This is a genomic window from Methylobacterium sp. P3_A11 (genome assembly GCF_056403155.1).
In genome coordinates this window covers 1-22468 of the sequence record NZ_JBFUGA010000031.1, presented here as the reverse complement: position 1 = coordinate 22468, position 22468 = coordinate 1, and the positions used below count along the sequence as shown (strand labels likewise).

The 22468-nt window shown below is 69.9% G+C and carries 15 protein-coding genes and 1 pseudogene; 9 read left to right on the top strand and 7 right to left on the bottom strand.

Annotation, left to right across the window (positions count from 1 at the left end; genetic code table 11):
* The first annotated feature begins 6 nt into the window (after positions 1-6).
* From AC1DXK_RS12220 to AC1DXK_RS12210, 3 genes are all read left to right on the top strand, one after another.
* On the top strand, positions 7-3144 hold the full coding sequence (locus AC1DXK_RS12220) for an efflux RND transporter permease subunit (protein ID WP_457105812.1): 3138 nt from the start codon (positions 7-9) through the stop codon (positions 3142-3144).
* 84 nt (positions 3145-3228) lie between these two features.
* Positions 3229-3786: a DUF4337 domain-containing protein gene (locus tag AC1DXK_RS12215; protein ID WP_457105811.1), complete on the top strand. Its 558-nt coding sequence runs from the start codon at positions 3229-3231 to the stop codon at positions 3784-3786.
* 122 nt (positions 3787-3908) lie between these two features.
* The gene (locus AC1DXK_RS12210) at positions 3909-4436 is read left to right on the top strand and encodes a phosphate-starvation-inducible PsiE family protein (protein ID WP_457105855.1); all 528 of its coding nucleotides are present in this window, start codon (positions 3909-3911) and stop codon (positions 4434-4436) included.
* A gap of 130 nt (positions 4437-4566) precedes the next feature.
* Here the strand turns inward: AC1DXK_RS12210 and AC1DXK_RS12205 are convergent, their stop codons facing one another.
* Positions 4567-5085 (bottom strand): TspO/MBR family protein, encoded by a 519-nt coding sequence (locus tag AC1DXK_RS12205; RefSeq protein WP_457105810.1) that lies wholly within the window; start codon positions 5083-5085, stop codon positions 4567-4569.
* A gap of 84 nt (positions 5086-5169) precedes the next feature.
* On the opposite strand from AC1DXK_RS12205, the gene AC1DXK_RS12200 reads away from it, so the two are divergent.
* Complete coding sequence (locus AC1DXK_RS12200; RefSeq protein WP_457105809.1) at positions 5170-6375, top strand: trans-sulfuration enzyme family protein; 1206 nt, start codon at positions 5170-5172, stop codon at positions 6373-6375.
* A gap of 21 nt (positions 6376-6396) precedes the next feature.
* On the opposite strand, the gene AC1DXK_RS12195 is transcribed toward AC1DXK_RS12200, so the two are convergent.
* Positions 6397-8064: a methyl-accepting chemotaxis protein gene (locus tag AC1DXK_RS12195; protein ID WP_457105808.1), complete on the bottom strand. Its 1668-nt coding sequence runs from the start codon at positions 8062-8064 to the stop codon at positions 6397-6399.
* Between the two features lie 405 nt (positions 8065-8469).
* Between AC1DXK_RS12195 and AC1DXK_RS12190 the strand changes: the two genes are divergently transcribed.
* The 3 genes from AC1DXK_RS12190 (at position 8470) to AC1DXK_RS12180 (ending at position 11322) form a co-directional block, all read left to right on the top strand.
* On the top strand, positions 8470-8934 hold the full coding sequence (locus AC1DXK_RS12190; RefSeq protein WP_457105807.1) for a hypothetical protein: 465 nt from the start codon (positions 8470-8472) through the stop codon (positions 8932-8934).
* A gap of 118 nt (positions 8935-9052) precedes the next feature.
* Complete coding sequence (locus tag AC1DXK_RS12185) at positions 9053-9982, top strand: AEC family transporter (protein ID WP_457105806.1); 930 nt, start codon at positions 9053-9055, stop codon at positions 9980-9982.
* 110 nt (positions 9983-10092) lie between these two features.
* On the top strand, positions 10093-11322 hold the full coding sequence (locus AC1DXK_RS12180; RefSeq protein ID WP_457105805.1) for an acyl-CoA dehydrogenase: 1230 nt from the start codon (positions 10093-10095) through the stop codon (positions 11320-11322).
* A 143-nt stretch (positions 11323-11465) separates the two neighbouring features.
* Here AC1DXK_RS12180 and addB read toward each other — a convergent pair whose 3' ends face one another.
* Positions 11466-14630, bottom strand: coding sequence for a double-strand break repair protein AddB (addB, locus tag AC1DXK_RS12175; protein ID WP_477297878.1), 3165 nt, complete (start codon positions 14628-14630; stop codon positions 11466-11468).
* A 152-nt stretch (positions 14631-14782) separates the two neighbouring features.
* Positions 14783-16279 carry an FAD-dependent tricarballylate dehydrogenase TcuA gene (gene tcuA / locus AC1DXK_RS12170; protein ID WP_477297876.1) on the bottom strand — a complete coding sequence of 499 codons (1497 nt, stop codon included), beginning with the start codon at positions 16277-16279 and terminating at the stop codon, positions 14783-14785.
* 116 nt (positions 16280-16395) lie between these two features.
* Between tcuA and AC1DXK_RS12165 the strand changes: the two genes are divergently transcribed.
* Entirely contained in the window at positions 16396-17049 is a 654-nt protein-coding gene (locus AC1DXK_RS12165) for a GntR family transcriptional regulator (protein WP_457105802.1), read from the top strand.
* Between the two features lie 13 nt (positions 17050-17062).
* Here the strand turns inward: AC1DXK_RS12165 and tcuC are convergent, their stop codons facing one another.
* The 3 genes from tcuC to AC1DXK_RS12150 form a co-directional block, all read right to left on the bottom strand.
* The gene (gene tcuC / locus AC1DXK_RS12160) at positions 17063-18370 is read right to left on the bottom strand and encodes an MFS transporter (RefSeq protein WP_457105801.1); all 1308 of its coding nucleotides are present in this window, start codon (positions 18368-18370) and stop codon (positions 17063-17065) included.
* Between the two features lie 24 nt (positions 18371-18394).
* The gene (locus AC1DXK_RS12155; RefSeq protein WP_457105800.1) at positions 18395-19777 is read right to left on the bottom strand and encodes a 2-hydroxycarboxylate transporter family protein; all 1383 of its coding nucleotides are present in this window, start codon (positions 19775-19777) and stop codon (positions 18395-18397) included.
* Positions 19778-20102: 325 nt separating this feature from the next.
* On the bottom strand, positions 20103-21713 hold the full coding sequence (locus tag AC1DXK_RS12150; protein ID WP_457105799.1) for a porin: 1611 nt from the start codon (positions 21711-21713) through the stop codon (positions 20103-20105).
* Between the two features lie 333 nt (positions 21714-22046).
* Here AC1DXK_RS12150 and AC1DXK_RS12145 point away from each other — a divergent pair.
* A pseudogene (locus AC1DXK_RS12145) lies at positions 22047-22468 on the top strand (hypothetical protein); the annotation flags it as partial.

Genomic DNA, 22468 nt, shown 5'->3' with positions numbered 1-22468 from the left:
CGAGCCATGCGTCTCAACGTCTCCGCCTGGGCGATCCGCAAGCCCCTGCCCTCGGTGGTGCTGTTCCTGGTCCTGATGATCCTGGGCCTGGTGAGCTTCCGCGCCCTGCCGATCACGCGGTTTCCCAACATCGACATTCCGATCGTCTCGGTGACGATCACCCAGTCGGGCGCCGCGCCCGCGGAGCTTCAGACCCAGGTCACCAAGTGGGTCGAGGATTCGGTCGCCGGCGTGAAGGGCGTCAAGCACATCCTCTCGACGATCACCGAGGGTACCTCGACGACGACGATCGAGTTCCGCCTGGAGGTCAATCAGGACCGGGCGACCAACGACGTCAAAGATGCGATCGCCAAGATCCGGCAGAACCTGCCGCGCACCATCGACGAGCCGATCGTCTCCCGCGTAGAGATCGCCGGCCTGCCGATCATGGTCTACGGCGCCTCGGCGCCGGCCATGACGCCCGAGGACCTGTCGTGGTTCGTGGACGACGTGGTGGCCCGCGGTCTGCAGAGCGTGAAGGGCGTCGGCGGCGTCGAGCGCCTCGGCGGCGTCGCCCGCGAGATCCGCGTCACCCTCAAGCCCGACCGGCTGCTGGCGCTGGGCATCACCGCCGCGGACGTGAACAGGCAGTTGCGCCTGACCTCCGCCGACATGGCCGGCGGCCGCGCCGAGGTCGGCGGCCAAGAGCAGTCGATCCGGGCGCTCGCCGCCTCGGCGAGCCTGGAGACTCTGGCCAAGACTTCCATCGTCGTGCCGGGCAACCGCAAGGTCCGCCTCGACGAGCTGGCGACGCTGTCAGACACCGCCGAGGAGCCCCGCACCTTCGCGCGCTTCAACGGCGAGCCGGTGGTCGCCTTCGCGATCTCCCGCGCCAGCGGCGCGAGCGACGCCGACGTCTCGGTCGGGGTGGCCAAGAAGATCGCGGCGCTCCACGCGGCCAACCCCGACGTACGCTTCGACCTGATCGACACCAGCGTCGTCAACACGATCGGCAACTACCATTCGGCCATGATGGGGCTGATCGAGGGCGCGGCCCTCGCGGTCGTGGTGGTGCTGCTGTTCCTGCGCGACTGGCGGGCGACCCTGATCGCCGCCGTGGCGCTGCCGCTATCGGTGCTACCCACCTTCTGGGTGATGAGCGCACTGGGCTTCTCGCTCAACGCCGTGAGCCTGCTGGCGATCACGCTGGTCACCGGCATCCTGGTGGACGACGCGATCGTGGAGATCGAGAACATCGTCCGCCACATGCGGATGGGGAAGTCGCCCTACCGCGCCGCCCTGGAGGCGGCGGACGAGATCGGACTCGCGGTCATCGCCATCACGGCGACGATCATGGCGATCTTCTCGCCCGTGTCGTTCATGGGCGGCATCGCCGGCCAGTATTTCAAGCAGTTCGGCCTGACCATCGCGGCGGCGGTGTTCATGTCGCTGCTCGTGGCGCGGCTGATCACGCCGCTTCTCGCCGCCTACTTCCTGCGCGACCACGGGCCGGACCACGAGCGCGACGGGTTCGTGATGCGCGGCTACACCCGCCTCGTGGCGTGGTCGGTGCGGCACAAGTTCATCACGCTGGTGCTCGGCATCGCGTGCTTCGCCGCCTCCATCGCCTCCACGGGCCTCCTGCCGGCGGGCTTCCTCCCGGCCGAGGATCAAGCCCGCACGCTGTTCGTGGTCGAGCTGCCGCCGGGCGCCCGCCTGCCCGACACCGTCCGCGTGGCGGACCGGATCGTCGACAGGATCCGCGCGCTGCCCGAGGTGAAGAGCGTGTTCGTGGACGGCGGGCGCCAGCTCCCGGCCAAGAAGGAGGTCCGGCTCGCGAGTCTCACCATCAACCTCACCCCGAAGAACACCCGCCACAAGACGCAGAAGCAGGTCGACGCGGAGGTGGCGGCGATCCTGCGGGAGGAACCGGACCTGCGCTTCTGGGCACTGCGCGAGGGCGGCCAGCGCGACCTCGCGCTGATCATCGCCGGCCCCGACAAGGCGGTGGTGGCGGAGGTCGCCGCAAAGCTCCAGCGCGAGGCCCAGCAGGTCCCGCACCTCGTCAACGTGATGTCGACGGCGCCGCTCGACCGGACCGAGGTCCGCATCCGGCCAAAGCCCGGCGTGGCGGCCGATCTCGGCGTCACCACCGACACCATCGCCGAGACCGTGCGGGTCGGCACGATCGGCGACATCGGCATGAACCTCGCCAAGTTCAACGCCACCGACCGGCAGGTGCCGATCCGGGTGCAGCTGCCCGAGAGCCTGCGCGGCCGGCTCTCCGATCTTGAGACCCTGAAGGTGCCGGTGAAGGGCGGGGCCGCCGTGCCGCTGGCCACGGTGGCCGACATCAGCCTCGGCCAGGGGCCGACCGGCATCGACCGCTATGACCGCGCCGTGCGCGTCGCCCTCGAAGGCGACATGCAGGGTACCGACGCGCTGGCCGAGCTGATCTCCCAGGTCATGAACCTGCCGACCGCGAAAAATCTGCCGCCGGGGGTCACGATCAGCCAGACCGGAGACGCCGAGGTGATGGGCGAGGTCTTCGAGGGCTTCGCGCTGGCCATGGGCGCCGGCCTGATGATGGTGTTCGGCGTGCTGATCCTGCTGTTCGGCAACTTCCTGCAGCCGCTGACCATCCTGTTCTCGCTGCCACTCTCCATCGGCGGCGCGATCCTGGCGCTCCTGATCTGTCACATGCCGATCTCGATGCCGGTGGTGATCGGCATCCTGATGCTGATGGGCGTGGTCACCAAGAACGCGATCATGCTGGTGGATTTCGCCGTCGAGCAGATCCACGCGGGCGTCGACCGGAACGTCGCCATCGTCGACGCCGGCCGCAAGCGGGCGCGGCCGATCGTGATGACCACGATCGCCATGGCGGCCGGCATGGTGCCCTCCGCGATGGCCTACGGGATCGGCGGCGAGTTCCGCGCCCCCATGGCGGTGGCGGTGATCGGCGGCCTGATCGTCTCCACGGTGCTGTCGCTGGTGTTCGTGCCGGCGATCTTCGTGCTGATGGACGACCTGTCGCGCCTGCTGAAGCGGCTGTTCGGCCGCTTCGTGGGCGAGCGCGACGACCCGGAGGATGCGCTGACCTTCGATCGGGCCCATCCGGCCAATGACGGCCGTCCGGCACCGCCACGGATCGCCGCCGAGTAGACGCGGATCGGCCGCATGCATTGCGCCCCGCCCCGGGATGGGCTGTGACTCGACCCCGTCGAATCAACGGAGACGGGCGAAGCGATGTCGGGTGGTCACGGGGCGATCGAGGGGTCCAACAAGCGCGTGGCGCTGTTGATCTCGGTGCTGGCACTGTTCCTCGCCTTCAGCGAGACCCTGGGCAAGGCGGCCCAGACGGAGTCGATCGGCGCCAACGTCGAGGCCGCGAACCAGTGGGCCTATTTCCAGGCCCGCACCATCCGCTCGACGGTGCTCAAGACCGCCGACGAGGCCCTGGCCCTGGTCCCCCCAGGCGCCAACCAGGACGCGATCGCGGCCAAGCGCGCCGAGTGGGCCAAGACCCTGGCGCGCTGGGAATCCGAGCCCGCCACCGGCGAGGGCCGCAAGGAGCTGACCGCGAAGGCGCGGGCCTCCGAGGAGCGGCGCGACCTGACGCTGCTGCGCTACCACCATTACGAGTTGGCCTCGGCGGCCTTCCAGATCGGCATCGTGCTGGCGTCGGCCGAGGTGATCACCGGCATCACGATACTGGTGTTCGCCGGCGGCTTCCTCGGACTCGCCGGGGCGGCGCTCCTGGGCTTCGGCTATCTCGCACCGCACGCGCTGCCGTTCTTCCACTGAGCGGCATCCGGCGGGGGGCGGCGTAACGCCACTCTCGCCCGCTTCGGGATCGGAGCGGCGTGCTGCCGGGCTGGACGCGCGCACAGGAAGCTTGTCTTGTCGGCACATTCCAGGGGGGAATGATGCCGGAACACTCGGACGAACAGGGTCGCCTGACACGGCTCGCCAGCGCGATCTTCCTGCACACCGAGCACGCGATCTACGCGGCGCTCGGCCTGCTGCTCGCCCTCACCGCGCTCGTCGCGCTGGTCGATGCCGCCGGGCTGACCTGGGAGGCCATGCGGGCGCTCGGGGGCGCCCAGCAGATCCTGGAGGTCATCGACCGGCTGCTGTTCCTGCTCATGCTGATCGAGATCCTGCACACGGTGCGGGTCTCGATGCGGTCCGGCACGCTGACCTGCGAGCCGTTCCTGATCGTCGGGCTGATCGCCTCGATCCGGCGGGTGCTGGTGATCACGCTGCAATCCTCGGAGATCATGCACGCCAAGGATTGGTCGCCCGAGAAGCAGGCGCTGTTCCAGGCGTCGATGATCGAGCTCGGGGTGCTGGCGGGTCTGATCCTCACGATGGTCTTCGCGATCTTCCTGCTCCACCGCGCCCGCGACGACGGGAAACCCGCAGGCGAGGAGCAGCCGGCCGGCGAGGCCTGACGATCCGGAGACCGTGGCCGTCGGCGCGCGGCGCGATCCAAGGGCGCAGCACCGGCCGAACTCCCGCTGCACGGGATCGCCTCGCTGCGTTGGCGAGGCCGGAGCGCGTCCAAGCCGACCGAACGCGCGCTCAGTTCAACCGCAGGATCGCCGCGTTGAGCAGCGTCGCGAAGGCCACCCAGGCGGCGTAGGGCACGAGGAGCCACGCCGCGATCCTGTCGAACCGCCAGGTCAGCCGGATGGTCCAGAGCACCATGACCAGCAGCATCGCGACGACGACGAGCCCAGCCCCGATCGCGTGGGCGGAAAAGAAGACCGGCGTCCAGGCGGCGTTGAGCGCGATCTGCACCAGGAAGGCCGCGAGGGCGAGCCACCAGCCCTCACGGCTCGGGCCGACGCGCGGCAGGGCGCCGAGCAGCCGCCAGAGCGAGACGGCGATCATCGCGTAGAGGATCGTCCAGGCGACCGGAAAGACCCAGTTCGGAGGGTTGAAGACCGGCTTGTTCAGGCCGGCGTACCAGCCCGGGATCTCGGCCTGCGTCGCCGTCGAGCCGATCGCCGCGGTCGCCGCGATCGGCAGGATCGCGGCGGCCAGCCGGAGCCAGCGCGGCAGGGCGGCGCCGTCGGGCACATGTGTTGCGGCGGTCATGGTCGTTCGTCTCCACGCGGCGCGGCTTGCCGGGGCCTGCGCGCCGTGGCACGCGCCCGTCTCCACCCGCCGAGAAATCGTCAGATGCCACAGCCTAACGCGCCGCAGGGGCCGGCGGATACCCGCGCCGACGCAGGCCCGGATTTCACCCACCGGAGCCTCGCGGCCCAGGCGATGGGCCGGATCGAACCCGAGACCCGGGCCGTGGTGATGCCGCTGCACGTCTCGACGACGTTCATCCGCGATCCCGATAACGGTTACAGCTCGGGCTACAGCTACGCCCGGCCCGACAACGCCACGGTGCGCGAGGCGGAATCGGTCCTGGCGATGCTGGAGGGGGCCGGGGCCGGTGCCCTGCTGTTCGGCTCAGGGATGGCGGCGGCGACCGCGGTGTTCGGCGCCCTGGAGCCCGGCGACCACGTGGTCGCCGGCACCGTGATGTATTGGGCGCTGAAGCGCTGGCTGCGCGCGGAGGCGCCCCGGCGCGGCCTCACCGTGACTTTCGTGGAGACCGACGACCTGGACGCCCTGCGCGCCGCGGTCGAGCCGGGCCGGACCAAGCTCGTCTGGATCGAGACCCCCGGCAATCCCCTGTGGACCGTCACCGACATCGCCGCGGCGGCCGGGATCGCCCACGCGGCGGGGGCGCGCCTCGCGGTGGATTCCACCGCCGCCTCCCCGGTCCATACGCGCCCCCTGGAACGCGGCGCCGACCTCGTGATGCATTCGGCCACGAAGATCCTGAACGGCCATTCCGACGTGGTGGCGGGCGTGCTGGCCGCCGCCCGGGCCGACGCCTTCTGGGAGCGGATCCAGGCCATCCGCGCCGGAAGCGGCGGCATCCTCGGACCCTTCGAGGCCTATCTGCTGATGCGCTCGCTCCGCACCCTGCACCTGCGGGCGGCCGCGCAGGCGGCGGGCGCCCAGCGCCTGGCCGAACGCCTCGTTGGGCACCCGCAGGTGTCCCACGTGCTGTATCCGGGCCTGCCCGGCGACCCCGGGCATGCGGTCGCCCGCCGGCAGATGCGCGACGGGTTCGGCTTCATGCTGTCGATCCGGGTGGCCGGCGGCGAGGCCGGCGCCATCGCCACGGCGGCGCGGGTGCGGCTGTGGAAACGGGCGACCTCCCTCGGCGGCGTCGAGAGCCTGATCGAGCACCGGGCCTCGGTGGAGGGTCCGGGCAGCCCCTGTCCGCCGGATTTGCTGCGCCTGTCCACGGGCATCGAGGACACCGACGACCTCTACGGCGATCTGGACCGAGCCCTGAATTCGGCGCACGGGGCCGCCTGAGCGGGCGATCCGCCCGGTCGCTCAGGCGGCCTTGACGCTGCCGAGGAACGCGCCGACCTCCCGCGTCAGGCCCTCGGAGTGACGGGACAGCGTCTCTGCGGCGTGCAGGACCTGCGCGGCTGCGGCCCCCGTCTGGCTCGCCCCGTCGCGGACGCCGGCGATGGTCTGCGTCACCTGCTCGGTCCCCCGGGCCGCCTGCTGCACGTTGCGGGCGATCTCCCGGCTCGCGGCGCCCTGCTGGTCCATCGCGGCGGCGATCGCCGTCGCGGCGCCCGACATCTCGCCGATGATCCGGCTGATCGCCTCGATGTCGCCGACAGCCTCGCCGGTGGCGGACTGGATCTCGCCGATCCGCTCGCCAATCTCGCCGGTGGCCTTCGCGGTCTGCTCCGCCAGTTCCTTCACCTCACCGGCGACCACCGCGAAGCCGCGGCCCGCCTCGCCCGCACGCGCGGCTTCGATCGTGGCGTTCAGGGCCAGCAGGTTGGTCTGACGCGCGATACGGGCGATCACGTCCACGAAGGCGGCGATGCGCTCAGCCGTGGCGGCCAGATGCCGGACCGTGGCTCCGCTGCGTGTGGCACTCTCCACCGCGCGATCGGCGATCTGCGCCGATCGCGTCACCTGCGCCACGATCTCGTCCACGGATGCGGCCATCTCCTCGGTCGCAGCCGCCACGGTCTGGACGTTCCCGGACGTCTCCGCGGCGGCCCCGGCCACCGTCGCGGCCTGCTGCGTGGCTTGGCTCGCCACGCGCGTCATGGCTTGGGCCGTGGTCTCCATCTCGGAGGCGGCACCGGCCAGGCTCCCGGTCAGCGCCGAGATATCCGCTTCGAAGCGCGCGGTGAGGTCACCGAGCACCGTGGCCCGACGCGCCTTGGCCTCGGCCTCGATCGCGGCCGCCGCGTCGGCCGTCCGCTTGGCGATCATCGCGTCCTTGAAGACCTGCACGGCCCGGATCATCGCCCCGATCTCGTCCCGCCGCTCGGCGCCCGTGACGGGCGCGTCCAGGTCGCCGGAGGCCAGCCGGCCCATGAGGCGGGTCGCCTGATCGAGCGGGCGGGTCACCCGGGCCAGCACCGTGCGGAGGCCGAAGAGGATCGCCACGGACGCCGCCGCCAGGAGGCCGATCAGCAGGAGCCTGGAATAGGCCGCGGTCGCCTGGGCGCGCTCGAACTCGGCGCGGGTCTCCCGGAGCTGCAGCGCCGTCAGCTTCGACAGGACCGCGACGGTCGGTATCATCATCTGGTTGAGCGCGAGATGGGCGGCGCTGTAGCCGTCGAGTTGGCGCCCGCGCAGTCGGTCCAGCACACCCTGCGTGATCGAAGCGTTCCGATCGACCTGCTTCTGCATGTCGGCCACGAGCAGCATCTCCTCGGGCGTGCGGGCGGTCGCGCGATAGGCGGACCAGTGCTGGTCGACCGTGGCGAGCCCCATCGCGACCCGGGTCGCCGCGTGGAGCGGATCCGCCACGTTCTCGCGCACCTCCCGCGAGGCGTCGACGATCCGATCGTAGGCCTCGCGCATGGCGATGAACTGGCTCAGGGGCACGACCCGATTCTCATAGGCGGTCCGGAGATTGTCGTTGCTCCGCGTGAGCGCGAACTGGCCGACGAGTGCGGAGGCCAGCAGAAGAGCGCCCAGCAGGCCGAGCAGGACGAAGAGCCGACCCTTGATTGTATTGATCATGATCATAACCACCTAGCGCGCGAATTACACGCCCTTCGCGAGCATCAACGCCGACGAGACGTATCATTAGATCGTTGTTTGAAAGTTTCAAAGATCGATGCTTGGTTATATCGATGTAGTTTTACGGAAATATCCTCACACTTCTGCGTAAAGACATGAAAATAACCCAATTTATATCATATCATATCTATTCGTATCCGAGTTATAAGGTCACGGGCGCGGTGAAATCCTGTATTCTCCTGAACCGTCCCTCGCGATCCGAAGCCGGCCCGCGCCCCGGTGATCCGCCATGGCGCGGGACGAAAAGGCTCTGGATGGCACGGGCGACCCGGTACCAAACGGGCGCTGGCGCGTTCTGACGGCGAAGCCTCCTGCGGGCGCAGTCAACCGTGAGATTCGAACGTCATGAAACCGATCTCAACCGCCGTCGCGGCGATCCTGCTCGGCGGTCTCGCCGGCCCGGCCTGGGCCGACGCGGTGCCGAACCTTGACGTCGAGAAGACCTGCCGGTCGGCACAGGTGACCAACACGTCGATCAGCGACAAGGCCAACTACGACGGCTGCCTCCGCTCCGAGCGCGACGCCAGGACGGAGGCCGAGCGGCATTGGGGCGACTACACCCCGGCCGCGAAGCGGCAGTGCGAGGACCAGTTCAAGGCCGGGGGCTATCCCTCTTACGTCGAGATGGTGACGTGCCTCGAACTGGCCTCCGGCACCGTGCCGACGCAGAGCAACGACGGCGGTCGTGCGGTGGGCGGTCCCGGCTCGCCGCGGGACGTCAAGGTGCAGCAGGAGGGCGGCGCCAAACTCACCCGGGAGCCGCCCGCGAGCCAGCGCACGGACCCGATGAAGGTGCTGGAGAACAAGTAGGCCGGGCGCCTCGGACCCTCGGCACGCGCCGGCGTCCCATTCACGCGCCGCCGGCGCTTGAGACGGCGGCGGCGTGCTATGGGCGGCCGATCCCTCTCCCAGCACGTCACCCGGACCTGTGAACGCCCTCGCCATCATCGCCCCGATCTTCGGGATCGTTCTGATCGGATGGGCGGCGGCGCTCACGGGTCTACTCTCCGACAAGGTCAGCGACGGCCTGTCGGAATACGTGTTCGCGGTGGCCGTCCCGGCGCTGATCATCGCCACGCTGACGAAGCCCGGCATGAGCGGCACGGTGGCGTGGTCCTACTGGGTGGCGTATTTCGGCGGCGCCGGCCTCTCGTGGTTCGCGGGCACGCTGATCGCCCGGCGACGCGCCGGGATCGAGCGGCGGGGCGCGATCCTCCACGGCTTCGCGGCGAGCCAGTCGAACACGGTGTTCGTCGGCGTCCCGATGATCCTTCAGGCCTACGGCGAGGAGGGGGCCTTCCCGCTGTTCATGCTGCTCGCCGTGCACCTGCCGCTGATGATGGGCAGCGCGACCTTCCTGATCGAATCCGAGTCCGGCCTGCCGTTCTCGGCACGGGTCCGGGGGCTGGTCCTGGTGCTGCTGCGCAACCCGATCTTCGTGGCGCTCCTGATCGGGATGGCGATGAAGGGCCTCGGGCTTGCGCCCGCCGGGATCGCCCGGTCCGTGATCGACGCCTTCGCGGGCACCGCCTCGACCTGCGCGCTGGTGGCTCTGGGCGCCGGCCTGAAGCGCTACCGGGTACTGTTCGACCTCAGGGGCGCCCTGGTGATTGCCGGCCTGAAGAACATCCTGCACCCGCTGGCGGTCTGGATCCTGGCCTTCCACGTCTTCGCGATGCCGCCGGCCTATGCCGGGGTCGCGACCCTGTTCGCCGCCATGCCGGTGGGGATCAACGCCTACCTTCTGGCGGCGCGCTACAAGACCGAGACCGGGATGGTGGCGGCCTCAGTGCTGGTCTCGACCCTGCTGGCGCCGCTGACGACGGTTGCCTGGCTCATGCTGCTCGGCCGGGCGTGACGGCGGAGGCCAGGCGTCACCGGGCGCGTTGGACGGCGGCTTCGGCGGGTCTAGGGTAGCGACAAGCGCCGGCTCCGGAGGCCGGGCGCAACCCCACGCGAGGAAGACCCATGAACGCTCCGATGCGCCCTCCGGGCAGCGCCTCTCCGTCGGCCACCGCCTCCGCCCGCTTCGTCTGGGAGGATCCGTTCCTGCTGGAGGATCAGCTGACCGAGGACGAGCGGGCGATCCGCGACGTCGCCCAGAGCTTCGCGCAGGAGCAGCTGCTGCCCGGCATCGTCGAGGCCTACGCCACCGAGAAGTCCGATCCTGGCCTGTTCCGGAAGATGGGCGCTCTCGGCCTCCTCGGCGTGACGCTCCCTGAGGAATACGGCTGCGCGGGCGCCTCCTACGTCGCCTACGGGCTCGTGGCGCGCGCCGTCGAGGCGGTGGATTCCGGCTACCGCTCGATGATGAGTGTGCAATCCTCCCTCGTGATGTACCCGATCCACGCCTACGGTTCCGAGGAGCAGCGGAGGAAATTCCTGCCGAAGCTCGCCTCGGGCGAATGGATCGGCTGCTTCGGCCTCACCGAGCCGGATGCCGGCTCGGACCCGGCCGGCATGAAGACCAAGGCCGAGAAGATCGACGGCGGCTACCGGATCACCGGCGCCAAGATGTGGATCTCGAACGCGCCCTTCGCGGACGTGTTCGTGGTCTGGGCGAAGTCCGAGGCCCACGAGGGCGCGATCCGCGGCTTCGTCCTCGAGAAGGGCATGAAGGGCCTCTCGGCGCCGACCCTCAAGGGCAAGCTCTCCTTGCGCGCCTCCACCACCGGCGAGATCGTCATGGAGGGGGTCGAGGTCGGCGAGGACGCGCTGCTGCCGAACGTCTCCGGTCTCAAGGGACCGTTCGGCTGCCTCAACCGGGCGCGCTACGGCATCTCCTGGGGGGCGTTGGGCGCCGCCGAGGATTGCTGGCACCGCGCGCGCAATTACACGCTGGAGCGCAAGCAGTTCGGCCGGCCGCTGGCGCAGACGCAGCTCGTCCAGAAGAAGCTCGCCGACATGCAGACCGAGATCGCCCTCGGCCTCCAGGCCTCGCTGCGGGTCGGGCGGCTGATGGACGAGGGCAGGATGGCGCCCGAGATGATCTCGCTGGTCAAGCGCAACAATTGCGGCAAGGCGCTGGACATCGCCCGCACGGCCCGGGACATGCACGGCGGCAACGGCATCATGGGCGAGTACCACGTGATGCGCCACGCCCAGAACCTCGAGACGGTGAACACCTACGAGGGGACCCACGACGTCCACGCACTGATCCTGGGGCGGGCGCAGACGGGGCTGCAGGCGTTCTTCTGAGGCTCTGGGTCGCGCCTCCCACCAGACACCTCATCCTGAGGTGCGGCGAAGCCGCCTCGAAGGAGGGCTCCGTCGAGGCCCGCTGTCGCGGGCACCTCAGGATAAGGGCTTGGATGGGATGAAGCGGAGCAGGACCGCGCGCCTCACTCCCCGCCCTCATCCCCGGCCAGCGACCATTCCAAGACGCGGGCGAGGTGGTCGTAGGCGCCGTACTTGCTGGCGTATTGCGGATAGGGCCGGGCCGTGTAGGCGGCCTCGCCGGTCATGAACCGGGCGACCAGCCCCCGCAGCCGCTCGGCGTGCTCGGCCACGATCGCCGCGACGGCGCGCTCCTCGCCTCTCGGCGGCTTCACCGGCACCGGCACGAAGGGCTTACGCCCGCCCGAGGCGTGGACATAGAGCAGGTCCGGCGTCAGCTTCACGGCCGGCAGATCCACGAAGGCGCCGTGCATGAGCATCGCGGCCTCCAGGGTGAGCTGCGGCGAGAACCCGGAGAAGATCTGCTTGGCAGAGGGCGGCGTGCCGGTCTTATAGTCGACGATGCAGGCGGTCCCGTCCGGGCACAGCTCGATCCGGTCGGCCCGGGCACGCAGTGTGAAGGTCTCGCGTCCCATCGGGATCACCCAGCGTCCGGAGACCTCCGGGTGGACCCGGGTCAGGCCTGGCCGGCGCTGCGCCTCCCACGCGAGATAGGCCGAGGCCATGCGTTCGTAGCGCGGCCACCACTCGGCGTAGAGGTTCGGGTACTCCGCCTCGATGTCGGCGAAGGCGTTCACCGCGAGGTTGAGCAGTCGCACTGCCGCATCCGGGGGCAGGTCCTGCGGATGACGGCTCGCGAACGCTGCGAAGACGTCGTGCACCAGGGAGCCGCGGGTGGCGACGCCCGGGGCCGCCGCCAGCGGGTCGAGGGGATCGAGCCCGAGCACGTGCCGGGCGAAGATGCTGTAGGGATCGCGCACCAGCGTCTCGATCTCGGTGACGCTGAGCGAGCGCGGGAACAGGGCCGGGTCCGGCTTCGGCGCGGGACGCTTCAGCCGGGGCTCCGCGGGGGCAGTGTCCAGCCGCGCCGCGAGGTCGGTGAAGCGGCGGCCCGCCTCCAGGACGGCATCCCAACGCGCATCCCCCGCGAGCGCGCGCAGGCGCTGGATCAGCCGCGACGGGACGGTCGGCGCACCCTCGCGCTTCAGCGCCCGGGTGATCAGCGCGTCCCGGCAACCGAGCGCCTGCACGAAGTCGTGGGCCATCTGGCCGATCCGCCGCTCGGGCGGGTTGAGGCCGACCCGCTCGCGCATCGGTCGGTTGAGGAAGGAATCCGTCAGCGTGCGCACCGGCCAGACGCCCTCGTCGAGGCCGCCGAGCACGACCCGGTCCACGGACAGCAGACGCGACTCCAGCAGACCGAGGATGCGCAGCCGCGGATGCGGCGCCTCGCCGGAACACGCGACGGTGCGCTCCCGGGCTAGGGCGGTGAAGAAAGTGGCGTAATCGTCGAACCGCCCAGGCATCAGGCCGGGCTCGGCCATCTCAAGGTCGTCCAACAGCGCGTCGAGGCAGGACAGGGAGCCATCCGTCTCCGCCTCGGGCTCATCCTCCGGCCCGGCGATCAGCCGGTCGCAAGCTTCCCGGTGGCCCGTGGCCGTTTCGACGAGGTCGCATGCCCCGGCCCCGTCCAGCCCCGGAAACGCCCCGAATACCAGATCGAGCCGGTCGAGGAGGTCCGCCGCGAGGTCCCAGTCGAGATCCGTCAACCGCCGCTTCGCCCGGGGCCTGTGCTCCGGCGGCCCGGCGCGCTCGGCCGCGAGGGCGTTGCGCAGGCCGGCGAAGCCCGGCGCCGGGACCGGACCGCGCAGCAGGCCGATCTCCAGGGCCGCCGCGCCGCGCACCACGTCGGCGCGCGGCAGGCCGAGGCGGACCATCGGGTGGGAAAGCAGCGCGATCAGCCGGGCCGGGATCGCGTCCGCCTGAGCGCGAGCGAGATCCGCCGCGAGCTCGGCCGCGAGCCGGGCGAGTCGGCCGGCGGGGCTGCCGGCCAGCGCCAGCCCCGCCGAATCCTCCGCCACGATCCCCCAGCGCAGCAGCWCCACGGCGACCCGGCCGGCGAGCCCCCGGTCGGGAGTGATGAGGGCCGCGGTGGCGCCGGGCCTCTCAAGCGCCTCGCGGAGGGCCACGGCGACGACCAGCGCCTCCTCGCGCTCATCGGCTGCCTCGGCAAGCGCCAGCCCGTCGAGGCCATGGCGCGCGACGGTGTCGCGGGCCTCCGGATCGAGGTCGGCCCAGGCGTCGGTGGTGTCGGCCGGTCGGAGGGCCTGCGACAGGAGCGCGGCCCGGGCGCTCTGGCCGGCCTCGGGCTCGCCCAGGGCGACGACCTCCGCGCGGTCGAGGTCGAGGTTCTCCGCACCGAGCAGCCGGTGCAGCACCGCCTGCGGGTGGCCATGGGCGATCACGCGGGAGAAGCCCTCGCCGGTGTCGATGCCGTCCCAGCCGGAGGCATCGAGGTCGAGGTCGAGGCCGGGCAGAACCACGGCACCCCGGGGCAGCTTCGCCACGGCCGCGATGAGCCGTGCGGTGGCGGGAACCGAGCCGAGGGAGCCGGCGACGATCACGGGATCGGGGGTCGGGCTGCGCGACAGGCGCCGCTCCTCGGCGAGCACGAGGCCGCGGGCGCGGGCGACGGGATCGGCCAGGCCCCGCTCGGCCAGGAGCTTCGGCCAGTTCTCGGCGGCGATCTTCACGAAGTCGAGGGTCAGGCCGAAATAGCGGGAATACTCCGCCTCGACGGCGGCGCCGATCTCCGACCAGGGCAGGCCCTCGACGGTGAGCGCATCCATCAGCCGTTCGAGGTCGCCGGCGAGACCGATCGCGTCGGCGGGGGAAGACGGCACGAGGAACGGCACCTCGGCGTCGAGGGGCAGCAGGGTCCGGTCCACGGTCCTGGCCCAGGCCTGGACGAGGCGGGCGAGGATCAGCCGCCGCTCCAGGGGCGGCATCGGAACGCTGAGCGGATCGGCGTTCTCCTCCAGCAGCGGCTCGGCGGCGAGGTCGAGTTCGGCCTCGTCGGCCTCCCCCAGGGGGATCATCCGGGGCAGCAGGGTTGCCTGACCCGGGGCGTCGCGGCCTAGCCTGTCGGCGAGGATCGCCGAGAGTGCCCGGGCCGCGCGGCGTGTCGGCAGGTAGAGGGTGACGGCGGCGAGAGCTAACGGGTCGTCCGCCACCGGCCCGACGAGGCGGCCCGAGAGCAGCGCCTCGGCGAGCGTCGGCAGGAACGGGACGCCGCGGGTGATTGTGAAGACGGCCTGTCGGGGGGGCATGACGGGCTTCTACGCCCGTCGCGGCAGCCCGGACAGGGGGCGAGCGGCCGATGCGGGGATCGAGCGGGTCCCCGACGTGCCCAGCGCCTTTTGCGGGGTCGCGGATTCACACCCCGATCTGGCAGCACGGGCACAGGATGGAGCGTGGGTCCTCAGCCCCGCGCATTCGCCGCGGCGCCGTAGCCGGCGCGCCGGCCGAACACCACGCCGGAAGTCAGGCCCGAGCCGCCCGGATAGCCGTTGAAGAACACGCCGCCCACCATCTCGCCGCAGGCGTGGAGGCCGGGGATGGCGCTGCCGTCCTCCCGCTTCACCCCGCCGTCGTCGCCGACCTCGACGCCGCCATACGTGAAGGTGATCCCCCCCGTGACCGGATACGCCTTGAACGGTCCGGTCTCGATCGCCTGCGCCCAGTTCGACTTCGGCAGGGCGAGCCCCCGGGTGCCGCGCCCGTCCTTGACGGTCGGGTCGAACGGCACGGACTGGTCCACGGCGGCGTTGAACGCCGCGATGGTGCGCCGCGCCGCGACGCGGTCGATGCCTTCGAGCTTGTCGAGGAGGCCGTCCAGGGTCTCGGCCTCGACGAAATGCGCGTCGTGGAACCGGTACTCGCTGTAGAGCAGGTGATCGACCTTGGCGTCGAAGATCTGCCACGCCACGTGGCCCGGCTGCTCCATGATCGCGCGGCCGAATTGCGCGTAGGTATAGTTGCGGAAATCCTTGCCCTCGTCGACGAACCGCGCGCCGTCAGCATTGAGCATGAGCCCCAGGAAGTAGCAGATCTTCCGGTAGTGCTTGCGCTCGCCGTGGGGCAGGTCGAGGTTGCCGTAATCGGGGGTGTGCAGATCCATCGGCGTCGCATGGCATCCGCCGTAGAAGCCGTGGGCCTTCGCGCCGAGGTCCAGCGCCATCCGCAGCCCGTCGCCCTGATTGTGCGGCGTGCCGCGGACCCGCGCCTTGTCCCAGCCTTCGCCGATATAGCGCGTCCGCAGGGCGGCGTTCGACTCGAAGCCCCCGCAGGCGAGCACCACGGCCCGGGCGCGGAACGCGCCCTGCGGCGTGTCCACGCCGGCGACGCGCCCGTCCTCGACGATCAGCCCGGTGGCCGGACAACCGTAGCGGATCTCGCCGCCGGCCTCGGTGAAGGCCTCTAGCTCGGCCCGGGCGAGGCCGAAGCCCTCGTCATGGGTCGCGAGCGTCAGGCCGCCCCAGAACACGAAGCGCCCGTCCTTCTCGAAGGATTGCCGGGAATAGATCGGCTCGAACTTCACCCCCTGGGTCGCGAGCCAGCGCAGAGCCGCGCCGCTCTCGTCGATCAGGATTCGCTGCTCCCGCGAGAGCGGCCGGCCGTCGTTGAAGCCGAGGAGGTCCGCCTCGAACATTTCGGCTGTGTAGGCACCGAAATCGGTGCGGCGCAGGCGCGGATCAGCGGGATCGGCCAGAAGCGGGATCAGGTCGCCGTTGCCCGCGTAGACGACGCGCATGGCGCCGGCCGTGTAGGCGGTGTTGCCGCCGGCGAGATCCCGTTCGGCCTTCTCGATCATCAGCACCGAGGCGCCGCGCTCCAGGGCGGCGAGGCCGGCGCTCATGGCGGCGTTGCCTGACCCGACGACCACCACATCCCACTGCGCATCGCCCGGTCGCTGCATGCCCGCCTCCTCACGATCGATTGCCCTAGCAGCATTGTATACGTCTGCATGCAATTCAGCACAAGCGTTCCGGAGCGCCCGGTTTCAGGCTATGGCCGAGGCGAGGAGAGCCGGAGATGAAGGCCAGCGACGCAGAGCGCCCGAGCGGCGCCGGCGCCTATGAACGCCTGCTGCGGGCGATCGAGGAGGGCGAGCTCGCCCCCGGCAGCCGGCTGCGCGAGGCGGACCTCGCCGAGCGGTTCCAGATCAGCCGCACGCCGGTCCGCGAGGCGCTCGGGCGGCTGGAGGCGCAGGGCCTCGTCGCCCATGAGCCGCACCGGGGCGCCAGCGTGGCGCAGCTCGATTACGGGCAGGTGAGCGAACTCTACGACCTGCGCGAGGTGCTCGAGGGGACGGCGGCGCGCCTCGCGGCGATCCATGCCAGCGCGGTCGAGACCGAGATCCTTGAGGAGATGGTCGCCCGGGACCGGACGCTCACGGGCGACGCAGCCGCGCTGGCGCGGACCAACCGTCTGTTCCACCGTCAGATCCACGGCGCCGCGCGCAACCGCTTCCTGCAGGGCACCCTGGAGACGATGCGCCTTTCGCTGGTGCTGCTGCCGGGCGCCACCACCCTCGCGGCCCCCGAACGCGCGGCCGACTCCCTCGCCGAGCACGCCGCCATCGTGGCGGCGATCCGCGCCCATGACGGCGACGGCGCCGAGGCCGCGGCCCGGGCGCATATCCGGGCCGCCTTCAAGGCCCGGATCCGGATCTGGCAGGAGACCTGAGCGGCCTCGGCCCTCAGGCGTGAGCGGGAACCCGTTCCAGCCCGGGGCGCCCCCGGAACAGGGCGAGCGTCGCGACGATGCCGCAGGCCGCCGCCGCCATCAGCCAGTAGCTCGGTGCCGCCCGGTCGCCGGTCCTCTCGATCAGGTAGGTCGAGACCATCGGCGTGGCCGTGCCGAACAGGGCGGTGGCGAGGCTGTAGGCCAGCGAGAAGCCGCTCGCCCGAACATGGGCGGGGACGACCTCGGAGAGCGAGACCACCATGGCGCCGTTGTAGACGCCGAAGAAGAACGAGAACCACAACTCCACGGCGAGCATCTTGCCGAAGGTCGGGTCTGCCACGAGCCAGTGCAGCGCCGGGTAGGTCGTCAGCAGCGACAGGGTCGAGATCGTCAGCAGCACCGGTTTGCGCCCGATCGCGTCCGACAGAGCCCCGCCCACCGGCAGCCAGATGAAGTTGGTGATGGCGACGCAGAGCGTGACGATGAGGCTGTCGGTCTCGGTGAGCTTGAGGACGTTCTTGCCGAAGGTCGGGGTGTAGACGGTGATCATGTAGAAGGTCACCGTCGTCATCGTGGTCAGCATCATGCCGAGCAGCACGATCCGCCAGTTGGCGGCCACCGTGGTCAGGATCTCGCGGGTGCTGGGATGGCGGGTCCGCTTGGCGAATTCCTGCGTCTCCTGCAGCGAGCGGCGGATGAGGAAGATGAACGGCACGATCAGGCAGCCGATCAGGAACGGGATGCGCCAGCCGAAATCGCCGATCTGCTGCTTGGTGAGGAAGGCGTTCAGCCCGTAGCCGATCAGGGCGGCGAACATGATCGCGACCTGCTGGCTCGCCGACTGGAACGAGGTGTAGAGGCCGCGCCGCCCGGGGGTGGCGATCTCGAACAGGTAGATCGAGACGCCGCCGATCTCGACGCCCGCCGAGAAGCCCTGCAGCAGCCGGCCGGCGAGCACGATCAGCGGGGCCGCGACGCCGATGGTGGCGTAGCTCGGGCAGAAGGCGATGAGCACCGTGCCGCTCGCCATGATCGCCAGGGTGATGATCAGGCCCTTCCGGCGCCCGATCCGGTCGATATAGGCGCCGAGCACGATCGCCCCGAGGGGCCGCATCAGCGCCCCGAGCCAGAACGTGCCGAAGGTCAGGAGCAGCTCGGTCGTCTCGTTGCCCGAGGGGAAGAACGCCCGCGCGATATACGTGGCGTAGAACCCGAACAGGAAGAAGTCGAACATCTCCAGGAAGTTGCCGCTCGTCGAGCGGAGGATCGCGCCGATCCTCGACTGGAGCGTGGCTCCGACGGCCCCGGCATCACCGGCCATGTTGACGTCCTTTCCGGGTGCCGGTCAGGCACCGATCCACTTCATGGCGATGATCGTGCCCGTGACGGTCAGCGCGCCGCCGATGCGGGTGGCGATCTGCGCGAAGGGCATCAGTGCCATGCGGTTGGCCGCCGTGAGGATCGCCACGTCGCCGGTGCCGCCCTGGCCGCTGTGGCAGGCATTCACGATGGCGGTCTCGATCGGATACATCCCGAGCCAGCGGCCGACGAAGAAGCCCACGGTCATCAGCGTCGTCACGGTCGACACGATGGTGATCAGGTTCACCAGGGTGAAGGCCGCCATGAGTTCGTGCCAGGGCGTCAGCGCAACGCCGATGGCGAAGAGCAGCGGATAGGTCATGGAGACCTGCACGAACTTGTAGACCACGAAGCCGCCGGCCTGGAGGTGCGGCGACACCGCGCTGGCGAGCTTGGCGAAGACCGCCAGGAACAGCATGGCGACCGGCGCCGGCAAACCGATCAGGTGATGGGCGATGACGCCGAGCAGATAGAGGGTGATGGCGGTGAGCCCCGCGGCGCCGATCGTGGCGGCGTCGATCTGCCCGCGCGCGGCCTCCGACTTGGCCTGCGCATCGCTCGATTTCATCTCGTCCGAATCGGGCTGGAGCCGTCCCTCGCCGGTGAGGTGGGGGTACCGCTTCCCGACGGCGTTGAGCGTGCCGGAGAAGATGATGGCCGTGAGCGAGCCCAGCATCACCGGCGGCAGGACCTGGGCGAAGACGACGCCCTGCTGCAGGCCCAGGATCGCCGCGTAGCCGATGGAGAGCGGGATCGCACCCTCGCCGACGCCACCGGCCATGATCGGCACCACGATGAAGAAGAACGTCTTGTACGGGCCGAGGCCGAGGAGCGTGCCGACCAGCGTGCCGACCACGGCCGCCGCCACCGAGCCGATCGCGAGCGGCGCGAAGATCTTGAGGAAGCCCTTGATCAGGACCTCGCGGTCCATGCCGAGGATCGAGCCGACGATGATCGTGGCGATGTAGATGTAGAGGAAGTTGGTGAACTTGGTGAAGTCGGTGATCGCCTTCACCATCTGCGGCGGCACCAACGCGTAATAGACGAGCGCCGAGGGGATGAAGGTCGCGAAGATGGCCCCGGCGCCGATGTTCTTCAGGATCGGGATCCGCTTGCCGATCTCCGCGCAGGTGAAGCCGCCCATCACCAGCACGGCGATCATGGTCGGCCCGTCGGGCTTGATCTCGCCTTCCTGGACCAGGACGGCGATGAGAATCGCCAGGATCAGGTAGACCGGCAGCGGTATGATGCCGATCTTGCTGTCGACAAGGCGCCACCAGCGACCGGGCCAGATCCGGTCCGCGCGCCGCTCGGCCGCCCGATTGTCCGTGGAGGCGGGAATCGGGCTCGACGAAACTGTGCTGGTCATGGCGTCCCCCCGGATATCTGACCGCTTGCGGGCCGTTTCACCGTTCCCCGGGCGCCGCGACCGCGACCGCACGGGAAATCCCGGCCCGTCGAGTCCCGCGGGATCGGCGGAGATAAAGTGACATTCCGCGTAACAGCGCCGATGAAGGGCGGCAACGCGATCCGGGGGACAAAGGGCACGACCTGTTCCGCGAGCGGGGATTAAAGCCAGCTCGGCGTGGTCGCTCGGATGCGCACGAAAAGAGGCCCGGCGCGGGGCCGGGCCTCGACGGCGTTGTGCACGGAGTCCGGCGGCGCGCGCGGCGCTCCGCCGCCGGCCGCGCCGATCAGAAGTCGCGCTGGACGCGGAGGCGGACCTGCGAGACCGAGTCCTGCGTCATGGTGCGCGGGACGAACGTGCCGTTGTTGATGCCGGCGACGTTGGCGTAGGCCGTGGGGCTCTTGTCGAGGTCGATCGCGCGACCGCCCTTCACGCCGACCTGCATGTACAGCGCCTCCACGCCGATATCGAGGTCGCGCACGGGCGACCAGATGAGGCTCCCGCCGGCGACGAACTGGTAGGTGTCGCGCAAGGCCTGGCTGAGCTGGTAGAACCGGGTGCCAGGGGCGCCGACGCCGTTGGTGCCGAAGCTGTTGGCGCCGTTCGGGTTGACGAAGTTGAACGCCGCCCCCTGCGCCAGGCGGGCGCCGCGGCCGAAATCCTGCTCGCCGTAGCCGCCGAAGATGGCCGAGCGCCAGTCCGGCGACCAGTAATGCAAGTAGGAGGCGACCGCCGAGAGGCTGGTCGACGTCTGCAGCTGGCCGGTGAACGGGTTGATCGTCGCGTCCGCGAAGGTCTGCCCGATCTTCTGCCCCTGGATGAGCGTGTTGACCTGCTGGTAGCAGCCGGTGAACGCGCAGTAGCCGGTATACATCTGGGCGCCCTCCGCGTAGGCGCCCTGGAGATACAAGGCGTCGCCCGGAGCGATAAACGGCGTGTTGATCTTCAGGCCGCCCTGCACCGCCCAGCCCTCCACGCTCCTGGTGTGGGGGACGCCGGTGATGACGCCGGGGGCTCCCGCCGGCAGCGCCGCGGCCGTGGTCAGGTTGCCGACGTTCAGCTCGTGGGCCGCGGCTGAGATCTGGGCGGAGCCCCAGGCTTGATCGACGCGCAGGACACCGACGAAATCGGGCAGGCGCTCGCGCTGGATGGTGTCGATGGCGCTGTAGCTGGACGGGAGGGCGTTGGCGTAGCCCACGAAGACGGGGCTGACCGGGGAGGCCCCCGCCGACGGCGAGAAGATCGGGCTGCGGCGGAACACCGGGTCCTCGATCGAGAGCGTCGCCGACAGGCCGTCGCCGACGGCGACCGTGTAGGCGAGGAGGTTGGTCGACGCGATGTCCGAGCCCATCGTGGCGCCGGCGATCTCGAAGTCGTGGGCGTAGAAGTCGAAGAACGATGAGGCGCGACCGGCGGTGAGCCCGGCGAACTGGATGAACGCCTTGTCGACGTTCATGTATTGCTGCGCGTGGCCGTTCTGGTCGACGCCGGTGCCGTCATAGGCCTGCCCGATCCGCGCCTGGGTGCCCGACCGGTCGTAGCCGGTCCGCGACCCCGCATCGAGGCGCACGAAGGCGCGCAGCGTCCCGTAGGCGGTCTGCGTGCGCGCATCCAGGTTGATGCGCATCCGGGCCTGGTAACCGGAATCGTCGCCGTTATTCGTCCCGGCCTGCCGCGAGTAGACGGTCCTGTAGCCGCCCTCGAACCGGGCGCGGCCCGAGATGCGCAGGCAGGTGTCGGTTCCGGGGATGTAGAAGAACCCGGCGCCGTAGGCGCCACAGACGCGGACGTACTCGATCGGAACCGCCTTCTTGACCGGCAGGTCGGCGGCGTGCGCAGCGCCCACCACCGCGAACGCGGCAGCAGACCCGAGCAACGATGATTTCAGCAATGCCATCGATGTCTCCGGAAATCAGATGTTAAACTTCGCAACAGGCTAGACCAATTCAGTCATTTCCAATTACATCCGGAAAAATTTGCTCATTTCGCTAGAGAAATTTGTCCCGATGCAGCGATCTCGACGCCTATCTGCATCTCGACACTGTGCATCGACTTGGATTTAGGCAATCGTGATTCACGATGAAGTCAGTCTGGATCGTTCTTTGTGGCAGTTAGGCCACAAAAATTGTCCTCGATGAAAATTACATATTTGGTTTGATAAGATCATTGCTTGGAAACTTGAATTGATATCTTCTTATATTGAGTATTACATTTCAGTTAGGAGAGACTGTTGAGCGACGCGAAGAAGATCGGCCGAATCCGTCGCCTCGGCGCGCGATCGAACGACGGCTGCGGACGCCTCACCGGCCCGCAACGCCGGCTTTCCGCCTCCGGCGGGCGATTCGGCGTCGCGACGGCCGTCAACGGGTTCGGCGATTCGGCCTGCGGAGAAGCGATCGCGGAGTCGGGGGCCGATTCAGGGGTCGGGTGGCGGGGACCGATGGCCCAGGCGGTGCGCGGTCGTCGCGGCCCGACGAAGGCACTGCGCGCCGCATCCGGGACGCTCGCGGCGCGGCATGGCGGCGACGGCCGCGCGCGCAGGGATGGGCGGGGATCGCGTCTCGCGGGAGCGACCCCTCGGCGGCGATGCCGGAGTTCGCGGAGTGGGATCGGGCGCGTGTCGGGCGGGCGCGGCGCCGCATCGGGACGCGC